Source organism: uncultured Granulicatella sp. (assembly GCF_963528195.1).
Classification (GTDB): Bacteria; Bacillota; Bacilli; order Lactobacillales; family Aerococcaceae; genus Granulicatella.
Genome location: NZ_CAURVN010000003.1, coordinates 82,387 through 92,293 on the forward strand (window position 1 = coordinate 82,387; position 9,907 = coordinate 92,293).

Genomic DNA, 9,907 nt, shown 5'->3' on the forward strand with positions numbered 1-9,907 from the left:
TAAGGAGGTTTTTATCATGTCAGATTGTATTTTTGATAAAATTATTTCTAAAGAAATTCCAGCACATATTGTTTATGAAGATGAGGTAGTCATTGCCTTTTTAGACTTAGGGCAAGTAACCCCTGGTCATACATTAGTCGTGCCAAAAAAACACGTGAAAGATATTTTTGAATATGATGAGGAATTAGCTGCAGCTGTATTTAGCAGAATTCCAAAAATTGCTCGTGCTTTAAAAGCAATGAACCCAGATGTAAAAGGTGTAAATATTTTAAACAATAATGGAGAAGTTGCTTTTCAAAGTGTATTCCACTCTCATATCCATTTAATTCCTCGTTACAAACACGAAGAAGGTTTCGGATTGAAATGGGAAACTCATGACTATTCTCACGAGGAATTAGCAAATATCGCACAAAACATTGCCAAACATGTGGAGGGATAAATATGAAAGTCATTTATGTATTAGATAAAAATAATGGTGTTCTTTTCAATCATCGTCGTCAATCAAGAGATGCTTTTTTAGTTGAAAACATCATAAGTAAAGTAAAACAGGAAACCGGAACTTTATTTGTATCAGATTATTCTAAAGAATTATTTGAAGATACAGATGTTTCTATCCAGTCATTAGCTGAATTCGATCTTTCTGGAGCAAAAGAAAATGACTTTGTGTTTATTGAAAATGAAGATATTCAACTTGAAGATTATAAAGGCGATTTAGATTATTATTTTTATAAATGGTCAAGTATTTATCCAAGTGATAAAACCTTAGAATTACCTTTGAATGATGCTGAAGTCGTTAAAAAAGAACAATTTAACGGAAACTCTCACGATGAAATTTACTTAGAAATTTGGAGAAAAAATAAATGAAAAAATTTGTCAAAGGATTACTCTTCGGAAGTATTGTTGGTGGTACAGTAGCTCTATTAACGACAAAGCAAAATGGTAAAAAAAATCGTGAACAATTATATGAGAATATCGTCAGCTTATCGGAGGATATTTCTACTTTAAGTAATGGAATTCCTGTTCTTCAAAAAGGGACACAACAATTACAATATCGAATTATTCCACAAGTAAAAGAACTATCTGAAGAAATAATGGAAGATGTACAAAATTTTAAACATATGAGCCAACCTCGTATTAAAAGAATTCAAGCACATCTATCATTATTAAATAAACATATTCAAGAAGCAAAAAAGGGGAACGTATGATTCGATTATTTGCAAGCGATATGGATGGTACGATTTTACAAGATCATTCTACAATTCATCCGGACAATATCAAAATGGTACACTATTTACAAGAAAAGAATATTCCATTTGTCATTTGCTCTGGAAGAGATTTTTACCAAGCTTCACTCTGCTTAGAACCTGCAAATATTCAATGCCCTATCATTGGATTAAATGGAGCCGTTATTTATAAAGAAGACGGCACTATTATAAAAGAAGTCACACTTTCTCATGAAGATACACGTGAACTGATTCAAAAAATTGAAAAGCACCATAACAATTGGGATATAATGACTTCAAAAGGATTATTCTCTTTACACTTCGCAGAAAAATTTGCAAAAAGAGTGGCTACTTTTAAAGAAAATCATCCAGAACTAACTCCAGAACAATTTGAAGCTGAACTCGAGAAATTAAGAAAACTTTTTGATGCAACAGATGTTTCTAGTTTAGAGGAAGTTTTAGAAGACCCAACCATTAAAATTTATAAAGTTCTAACTTCCAATTACGAATCTAAAGATTCATTAATGGAAATTACAGCTTATGTTGAACAAGAACTTCCTAATCTAGTTGTTACTTCTTCTTTTAAAACAAATATTGAAGTCACTCACAAAGATGCTCAAAAAGGAATCGCTCTTCAATACTACGCAGACACTTTAGAAATTTCAATGGACGAAGTTTTTGCGATTGGTGATAATTCAAATGATGTTTCTATGTTAAAACTGGCTGGTTATAGTGTAGCGATGGGAAATGCTAATCAAGAAGCTATGCAAACTGCTACCTATCAAACAGATGATAACAAACATGGTGGCGTTGCTAAAGCGATTCAAAAATGTTTAGATCAACAAAATTAACAAATTACCTCCTTGATGGGGGTAATTTTTTCGTAAAATCTCCTTTTTAACAGTAGGAGGTGATTTTATGGAAACGGATATTCTTAAACCGTTCATTGCTTTAATTAGCAATATGGGGTTTCCAATTGCAATGAGTATTTATTTACTTCATCGAATGGAACAACGGTTAGATACAATGATTCATTTGTTAACTGAACTCAATCATCATTTAAAGAAAGAGTGACTCCATCACAGGTTTCATGTCAGAAAATGTAACATGACATGAAACCTGTTTTTTGTTTTTCACATTAAAATCTAGTAAACTAAACTCACATTAATTTTTAACAATATGGAGGTCTTTATGAAAATACATACGAACATTAAGAAAAAGAGCTTCTGGATTAGCTTATTAGGAATTTTATTTTTCCTTCTTTCTACTCCAATTGAAGCTGCAACAAAAAAATATACGATTGCGACAGATACTACTTTTGCTCCATTTGAATTCCAAGATACTTCTGGTAATTATGTTGGGATTGACATGGATTTAATCAAAGCAATCGCAAAAGAAGAAAATTTTGAAATTGAAATCAAAGCTTTAGGATTTAATGCTGCGGTTCAAGCTTTAGAAGCTGGACAAGTTGACGCAGTTATCGCAGGAATGAGTATGACTGATGAAAGAAAACAAAAATTTGACTTTACTGATTCATATTTCGATAGTGGTATTGGAATGGCAGTAAGTACTTCAAGCAATATTAGCACTTACGAAGAACTTCGCAATAAAAACGTAGCGGTAAAAATCGGTACACAAGGAGCAAGTTTTGCTTCTTCTATTCAAGAGAAATATAGTTTTACCATTTCAACATTTGAAGATTCAGCAAATATGTATCAAGACGTAGTCAGTGGAAATAGTGTGGCTGCTTTTGAAGATTATCCAGTTTTAGGATATGCGATTCGTAGTAATCACTTACCAATGACATTAACTTCTTATAAAGAACAAGTCACTCAATACGGTGTTGCCGTATTAAAAAATCAAAACACTGAATTTATCGAAGCTTTCAATCGTGGCTTAGCTACTTTAAAGTCTAATGGTGAATACGATAAAATCATTAATAAATACATTGGAACAGATGATTCAACAACTACTTCTACTGAAGATACAAGTTTATTTGGATTATTAAAAACAAATGCTCCTACATTATTAAATGGTTTATGGAATACCATTTGGATTACATTTGTTTCTCTAGCAATCGCAACAATAATTGGTGTTCTTTTAGGATTAATGAGAACAAGTCGTATCTCTGTATTAGAAACAATCGCAACTATCTACATTGATTTTATGCGTGGTATTCCACTAATTGTTTTAACATTCTTCATTTATTTTGGAATTCCACAAGCATTTAATATTCGTTTAGATGCAACAGTTGCAGCTATTACAACATTAGGATTAAATGCTGCTGCTTATATCGCTGAAATTGTTCGTGGTGGTATTAATGCAATCGATAAAGGACAAAGTGAAGCAGCGATGAGTTTAGGATTGCCATATTACAAATCAATGCAAAAAATTATTTTGCCTCAAGCAATTCGCTTAATGGTTCCATCATTTATTAACCAATTTGTGATTACTTTGAAAGATACTTCAATTTTATCCATCATAGGACTTGTAGAATTAACACAAACTGGTAAAATAATTATTGCAAGAAACTTACAATCAAGTTCAATGTGGTTTATTGTTGGTATGATGTACTTAATCGTTATTACTCTATTAACAAAAATTTCAGCATGTTTAGAAAGGAAGGCATAAGATGGCAATTATCGAAGTAAAAGGCCTTAAGAAAAATTACGGTGAATTAGAAGTCTTAAAATCGATTAATTTAGAAATCGAAGAAGGACAAGTCGTTTGTATTATCGGTCCTTCTGGATCAGGTAAATCAACATTTTTACGTTGCTTAAATCGTCTAGAAAAAACAACCGCAGGAAAAGTTATCGTTGATGGATATGATTTAACTGATAAAAATACAGATTTAAACTTTGTACGTCAAGAAATTGGAATGGTATTCCAACACTTTAATTTATTTCCTCATTTAACAATTAAAGAGAATATTACATTAGCTCCTGTTGAATTAGGACGTGAAACAAAAGAAGATGCAGACAAACATGCCTTAGAATTATTAGGAATGGTTGGACTTGAAGATAAAGCAGATGTATATCCAAAAACATTATCTGGTGGTCAAAAACAACGTGTAGCCATTGCTCGTGCTTTAGCGATGAAACCAAAAATGTTATTATTTGATGAACCAACTTCTGCTCTTGACCCTGAAATGGTTGGAGATGTATTACAAGTTATGCAACAATTAGCAAAAGATGGGATGACAATGGTTGTTGTTACACACGAAATGGGATTTGCTCGTGAAGTAAGTGACCGTGTTATTTTCATGGATGGCGGTTATGTCGTAGAAGACGGTACACCTGAACAAATCTTTAAAAATCCTCAACACGATCGTACAAAAGACTTTTTAAATAAAGTTTTACATTAAAAATAAAATAAGACTTTTGGAAATTCCAAAAGTCTTTTTATTCGATATAAGAAAGGAATACATCATGAATCATAAAGAAATTATTCATTCGATTCAAAATGAAATGAAAAAATTTTTTACTCAAGAACATACTGGGCATGATTGGTATCATATTGAACGAGTATGGAAAAATGCTAAAAAAATTTCTGTACATTACCCTGAAGCTAATCAATTACAAATTGAGTTAGCTGCTCTACTTCATGATCGATATGATCACAAAATTGTTTCTAATGTAGAAGAAGCTAAACTGGAAGTGAGAGATTTATTACTACAACATGGATTACCCGAAGATTTAATAAAAAAAATTCTCTACTCCATTGATGCAGTTGGGTTTCGTAATGGAAAAAATCATCTTCTGCCTATTTCAATTGAGGATAAAATTGTTCAAGATGCGGATCGACTAGATGCGATTGGCGCAATTGCCATTGCTCGTACTTTCGTTTATTCAGGTGCACACCAACGTCCAATTTATACAGGAGAATCTCAAGATGTGTTAGAAAAAGCTCATGATCTTGAAGATACTGCCATTGGACATTTTTATGAAAAATTATTAACTTTATCTGACACTTTACATACTCCCGAAGCTCGTGAAATCGCAAAAGGACGACACGAATTTATGAAAGATTATTTAACCCAATTTTTCGCAGAATGGGAAGGATTAAAGTAAAAGTAAATTTACTCGTGAATAGAAAGAAAAAATCATTTTTACTGTTGCGGGACGCCAGCAGCTTTGCTTTCGCAAATCTCATGGCTAAAATTTGAGCCTTGGTCTCAAATTTTCCCGTAATATAAGCCACTACACTTGTGGCTTATATTACTGCTACGGTAAAAATGTTTTTTCTTTCTATTCACTCTCTTTTATGTGAGAAACGTATTTGTCTTTATTAATACTATAAAATTTGTTTTATAATCATGGAACTAATTCTCATATTTTGAACCTTCTTATCTACAGCACGTCAAAATATAAATTTTTTTCTAATAGGATTAATACGAAAAATGTGAAAAACTTTACAAGTAAATAGAAACAGAAAAATTTTCATAGTAGCAGTAATAAAAGCCACAAGTTCAGTGGCTTTTATTACAAGGAAAAATTGAGACTCTAGGCTCAATTTTTAGCCAAGAGACCCCAAAAAGGGGGCTACTGGCGCCGGCTACCATGAAAATTTTTCTGTTTCTATTAACTTTTCGTCCATCCAATAAAAGAGACTTTCCCCAGTAGCATTGTTGAATAAGACTCGCAAAAGCGAGGCTGCTTGCGTCCTTTGCTACATTTAGAAAAGTCATTTTACGGACTCTCATAAATTCAATTCCAAATGAGAAAGACTTTTCTCCATAGCAGGAGTAATATCAGCCTTTTCGGCTGATATTACTGGAAAAATTGAGACCTTAGGCTCAATTTTTAGCCATGCGACCGACAGGTCTGCTGGCGTCCAATGCTATTTCTAGAAAAGTCTTTCGAATGATATTTACAGTAATTCAATACGCTTTATAAAGTCTTTGTTACTCTTTGTTTCTCTTAATTGCTTCACCATTTGCTCGCTTGTTTCTAGTCCGTCACCCTTCATCGTATTACGAACTTTCCAAACTGCTTCTAAAACATGAGGTTCCAGTAAAATTTCCTCTTTACGAGTACCTGAACGTTTCACATCAATTGCTGGAAACACACGTCTTTCTGCTAATTCACGAGACAAATGCACTTCCGCATTACCAGTTCCTTTAAACTCCTCATAAATTACATCATCCATACGGCTACCTGTTTCAATTAAAGCTGTTGCTAAAATCGTTAAACTTCCACCATCTTCAATATTTCTAGCAGAACCAAAAAATCTCTTAGGACGATAAAAAGCTGCTGGATCAATCCCCCCACTTAATGTACGTCCAGAAGGTGGAATTGTTAAATTATACGCACGTGCTAAACGAGTAATGCTATCTAATAAGACAATGACATCTCGACCATCTTCTACTAAACGCAATGCACGCTCTAACACTAATTCACTCACTTTAATATGATGTTCCGGTGTTTGATCGAAAGTTGAAAATACAACTTCAGCATCCACTGTTCGCTCAATATCCGTTACTTCTTCTGGTCGTTCATCAATTAATAAAATAATTAATTCCGCTTCAGGATAATTGGTTGTAATTCCATTCGCAATTTCTTTTAATAAACTTGTTTTACCAGCTTTTGGTGGCGCCACAATTAATCCACGCTGTCCAAATCCAATTGGGCAAATTAAATCTAGCATTCTAGAAGCAATTCTACCAGTAGTCGTTTCTAATTGCATTTGTTTTTCAGGATAAAGTGGTGTTAATCCTGGAAAATGATCTCTTTCTTTCGCTTCTTCAGGATCTTTTCCATTAACCGCTCCAACTTGCATCAATCCATTAAACTTTTCACCTGTACGTGGAGGACGAGCAGGCCCTGCTACTAAATCTCCATTTCTTAACGCAAATTTACGAATTTGAGAAGAGGAAATATAAATATCTTCCTGACTAGTAGAATAATTAATGGGACGAAGGAAACCAAATCCTTCTGCGTTATTAATATCTAATACTCCTTCTACTTGGAAGAATCCAGTCGCTTCTTCTTGAGCTCTCATAATAGCTAGAGCTAATTCTTTTTTATTCATTTTCCCATAATAAGGAATTTTATAATTCTTCGCCAAAGCAAAAATTTGTTTTAAAGTGTTTTGTTGCAAAACTGGTAAAGTTACTGTTTCAATTGTTTCTGACATCTTAATCCTCTTCAATCATTTGAATATCGGCACCTAATTGTTGTAGATTTTCTACAATATGAGAATATCCTCTTAAAATATGTTCAATATTGCTAATCTTTGTTGTACCTTGAGCCATTAAACCTGCAATCACTAATGCTGCTCCTGCTCTTAAATCGCTCGCTGCAACTTCACAACCTGTTAATGGAGTTGGACCAGTAATTGAAATCACATCATTTTCTACACGTCCTACAGCACCCATACGATTTAATTCAGGAATATGATTCACACGTTTTGGATAAATCGTATCAATAATTTTTGCTTCCCCACTTGCTTTTATTAATAACGGCGTAATCGGTTGTTGTAAATCAGTTGCAAAACCAGGATAAGGCAATGTTTTAATACTCACTGCTTTCAAATCTTTTGATGGGAAAACATAAATATCTTCTTCGCCAATCGTCATTTTAACGCCCATTTCTTCCATTTTTGCTAAAAATCCTTCAATATGTTCGAAGATAACATTTTTTACAGTAACTCCTTCACCTACTGCAGCTGCAATCGATAAATAAGTTCCTGCTTCAATTCTATCTGGAATAATCGTATGACGACATCCGTGTAATGCTTCTACACCTTCAATACGGATTACACTAGTACCCGCACCTTTAATATTAGCACCCATTTTATTTAATAAATTAACGACATCAATAATCTCAGGTTCTCTTGCAGCATTTTCAATAATCGTTTTACCTTTTGCACGAACTGCTGCTAATAATATATTAATCGTCGCTCCTACAGATACAACGTCCATATAAATACGAGTTCCTGTTAATCCTTGTCCATTTGTAGATAAATAAATAGCTCCCATTTCATTACGGACATCTGCTCCTAATGCTTTGAAGCCTTTAATATGTTGGTCAATTGGTCTTGGACCTAAGAAACATCCACCTGGAAGTCCAACAACCCCTTCACCAAATTTTGCAAGAGTTGCTCCCATAAAATAATAAGAAGCTCTCATACTTTGAATTTTACCACTTGGCATTGGAATAGATAACATATTTGTTGGATCAATGGTCAATACTCCTTCTTCAAAAGTAGTATGAACATTAAAATCTTTCAAAATTTCAATTAATGCGGCTACATCTTGAATATCTGGAACACCTTCTAATACAACTGGTTCAGATGCCAAAATAGCAGCAGGAATTAAAGCTACTGTACTATTTTTAGCACCACTAATGGTTACTTCTCCAGTTAGTGGTTTTCCTCCATTAATGACTAATTTTCTCATTGATTCAAATCCTCTCATAACATCTTCTCTTCCATTATACCATGCCTTTACAAAAAGGCATACTTAAAACTTCCTCGAAAATTGTCACCCGTTTATTGATGTTAAGTTGACAATTTTTTCTTATCTCGATACAATTTGAATCAAATAAAGGGGGATTTTTTATGAAAACAAAAGAAGCTGTTTTACTCTATCTTCAAGAACACACTGGTGAACCAATTTCCGGAGAAAAAATGGCACTAGCTTTAAATAAATCTCGAACTTCAATCTGGAAAGCCATTCAATCTCTAAAAAAAGAAGGCTATGCTATCGATTCTTCTACGAATAAAGGATATACATTATCTGAAAATAACGATGTATTATCTGAACAGCAAATCAACCAAGAACTTATTCAACAGCATCATCCCATCGATTGGGTCATTCAAACAATGGAAACTACGACTTCAACAAATGATTTAGCAAAACTTTATGCAAATCAAAACTCTACTACTCCTGCTATCTTTATTAGTGAAGAACAAACAGCTGGTAGAGGACGTTTAGGAAGAAAATTTGTTTCTCCTGCTAAATCAGGATTATATATAAGTCTCTGTTTATTTCCAACAGTAGCATTGGAAGACTTGTCTCTCATTACTTGTGCAACAGCAGTTGCATGTGTAGAAACTATAGAACAATTAACAGGGAAATCTCTAAATATCAAATGGGTAAATGATTTATTTTATCAAGATAAAAAAGTTGGAGGAATTTTGACGGAAGTCATTAGTGATTTTGAGTCTCAACAAGTTCAAGCACTCATTGTTGGGATGGGAATCAATCTTATTGAAAATCCCCACTCCTTTCCAGAAGAATTGCACTCTATTGTAGGTAGCATTTTTTCTTCTAGAAAGGAATATGAAGGACATTCTTTTAATCGTAATCAATTTATTGCGACATTTTTAGAAAAATGGGCATTTTATTATCAAAATCTTTCTCAAAGAGAGTTTATCTCTTCTTACAAGGAATATTCTAATGTCATTGGAAAATCTATCAAAGTTATCGAAGGAAACCAAGTTTATCATGCTTATGCTAAAGACATTGATGAAAATGGACATTTAATTATCGAAAAAGAGGATAACACTTTACACTCATTATCGTATGGTGAGGTTAGTATTCGTACGAAATAATAAATTAATTTATTTATAGGTTTGTCAAAAGTTGTATAGGTCGCAAGCAGCCACCTTCGGTGTCTCATTGCTTAAATTCGAGCCTTGGTCTCGAATTTTATTTGAAACAAAGTACGAAAAAAAGACAA

The 9,907-nt window shown here is 33.2% G+C and carries 11 protein-coding genes; 9 read left to right on the top strand and 2 right to left on the bottom strand.

Annotated features, from left to right (window positions below):
• The first annotated feature begins 16 nt into the window (after positions 1–16).
• The 8 genes from RWR88_RS02005 (at position 17) to RWR88_RS02040 (ending at position 5,293) form a co-directional block, all read left to right on the top strand.
• Complete coding sequence (locus tag RWR88_RS02005) at positions 17–439, top strand: HIT family protein (RefSeq protein ID WP_006702299.1); 423 nt, start codon at positions 17–19, stop codon at positions 437–439.
• Between the two features lie 2 nt (positions 440–441).
• Positions 442–864, top strand: a complete 423-nt coding sequence (locus RWR88_RS02010) for a hypothetical protein (RefSeq protein WP_314348720.1) — start codon at positions 442–444, stop codon at positions 862–864.
• Positions 861–1,205 carry a YtxH domain-containing protein gene (locus RWR88_RS02015; RefSeq protein WP_314348721.1) on the top strand — a complete coding sequence of 115 codons (345 nt, stop codon included), beginning with the start codon at positions 861–863 and terminating at the stop codon, positions 1,203–1,205. Before RWR88_RS02010 ends, RWR88_RS02015 begins: the two co-directional genes overlap by 4 nt.
• The gene (locus RWR88_RS02020) at positions 1,202–2,074 is read left to right on the top strand and encodes a Cof-type HAD-IIB family hydrolase (RefSeq protein WP_314450386.1); all 873 of its coding nucleotides are present in this window, start codon (positions 1,202–1,204) and stop codon (positions 2,072–2,074) included. The genes RWR88_RS02015 and RWR88_RS02020 overlap by 4 nt, the downstream gene beginning before the upstream one ends.
• Before the next feature lie 67 nt (positions 2,075–2,141).
• A complete protein-coding gene (locus tag RWR88_RS02025; RefSeq protein ID WP_006702295.1) occupies positions 2,142–2,297 on the top strand; it encodes a YvrJ family protein in 156 nt (51 codons plus the stop codon).
• 117 nt (positions 2,298–2,414) lie between these two features.
• Entirely contained in the window at positions 2,415–3,854 is a 1,440-nt protein-coding gene (locus RWR88_RS02030) for an ABC transporter substrate-binding protein/permease (RefSeq protein ID WP_314450389.1), read from the top strand.
• A gap of 1 nt (position 3,855) precedes the next feature.
• Positions 3,856–4,587, top strand: coding sequence for an amino acid ABC transporter ATP-binding protein (locus RWR88_RS02035; RefSeq protein ID WP_314450391.1), 732 nt, complete (start codon positions 3,856–3,858; stop codon positions 4,585–4,587).
• 64 nt (positions 4,588–4,651) lie between these two features.
• On the top strand, positions 4,652–5,293 hold the full coding sequence (locus RWR88_RS02040; RefSeq protein WP_314450394.1) for an HD domain-containing protein: 642 nt from the start codon (positions 4,652–4,654) through the stop codon (positions 5,291–5,293).
• A 799-nt stretch (positions 5,294–6,092) separates the two neighbouring features.
• Here RWR88_RS02040 and rho read toward each other — a convergent pair.
• Complete coding sequence (gene rho / locus RWR88_RS02045) at positions 6,093–7,358, bottom strand: transcription termination factor Rho (protein WP_314450396.1); 1,266 nt, start codon at positions 7,356–7,358, stop codon at positions 6,093–6,095.
• Between the two features lies 1 nt (position 7,359).
• Positions 7,360–8,622, bottom strand: coding sequence for a UDP-N-acetylglucosamine 1-carboxyvinyltransferase (locus RWR88_RS02050; RefSeq protein WP_314450399.1), 1,263 nt, complete (start codon positions 8,620–8,622; stop codon positions 7,360–7,362).
• A gap of 161 nt (positions 8,623–8,783) precedes the next feature.
• Here RWR88_RS02050 and RWR88_RS02055 point away from each other — a divergent pair, with 161 nt between their 5' ends.
• Positions 8,784–9,779 (top strand): biotin--[acetyl-CoA-carboxylase] ligase, encoded by a 996-nt coding sequence (locus RWR88_RS02055; RefSeq protein WP_314450397.1) that lies wholly within the window; start codon positions 8,784–8,786, stop codon positions 9,777–9,779.
• Positions 9,780–9,907: the final 128 nt, after the last annotated feature.

Coding starts and splice junctions, on each gene's coding strand:
- RWR88_RS02005 (WP_006702299.1), top strand. CDS start 17: ATGTCAGATTGTATTTTTGATAAAATTATTTCTAAAGAAATTCCAGCA.
- RWR88_RS02010 (WP_314348720.1), top strand. CDS start 442: ATGAAAGTCATTTATGTATTAGATAAAAATAATGGTGTTCTTTTCAAT.
- RWR88_RS02015 (WP_314348721.1), top strand. CDS start 861: ATGAAAAAATTTGTCAAAGGATTACTCTTCGGAAGTATTGTTGGTGGT.
- RWR88_RS02020 (WP_314450386.1), top strand. CDS start 1,202: ATGATTCGATTATTTGCAAGCGATATGGATGGTACGATTTTACAAGAT.
- RWR88_RS02025 (WP_006702295.1), top strand. CDS start 2,142: ATGGAAACGGATATTCTTAAACCGTTCATTGCTTTAATTAGCAATATG.
- RWR88_RS02030 (WP_314450389.1), top strand. CDS start 2,415: ATGAAAATACATACGAACATTAAGAAAAAGAGCTTCTGGATTAGCTTA.
- RWR88_RS02035 (WP_314450391.1), top strand. CDS start 3,856: ATGGCAATTATCGAAGTAAAAGGCCTTAAGAAAAATTACGGTGAATTA.
- RWR88_RS02040 (WP_314450394.1), top strand. CDS start 4,652: ATGAATCATAAAGAAATTATTCATTCGATTCAAAATGAAATGAAAAAA.
- rho (WP_314450396.1), bottom strand. CDS start 7,358: ATGTCAGAAACAATTGAAACAGTAACTTTACCAGTTTTGCAACAAAAC.
- RWR88_RS02050 (WP_314450399.1), bottom strand. CDS start 8,622: ATGAGAAAATTAGTCATTAATGGAGGAAAACCACTAACTGGAGAAGTA.
- RWR88_RS02055 (WP_314450397.1), top strand. CDS start 8,784: ATGAAAACAAAAGAAGCTGTTTTACTCTATCTTCAAGAACACACTGGT.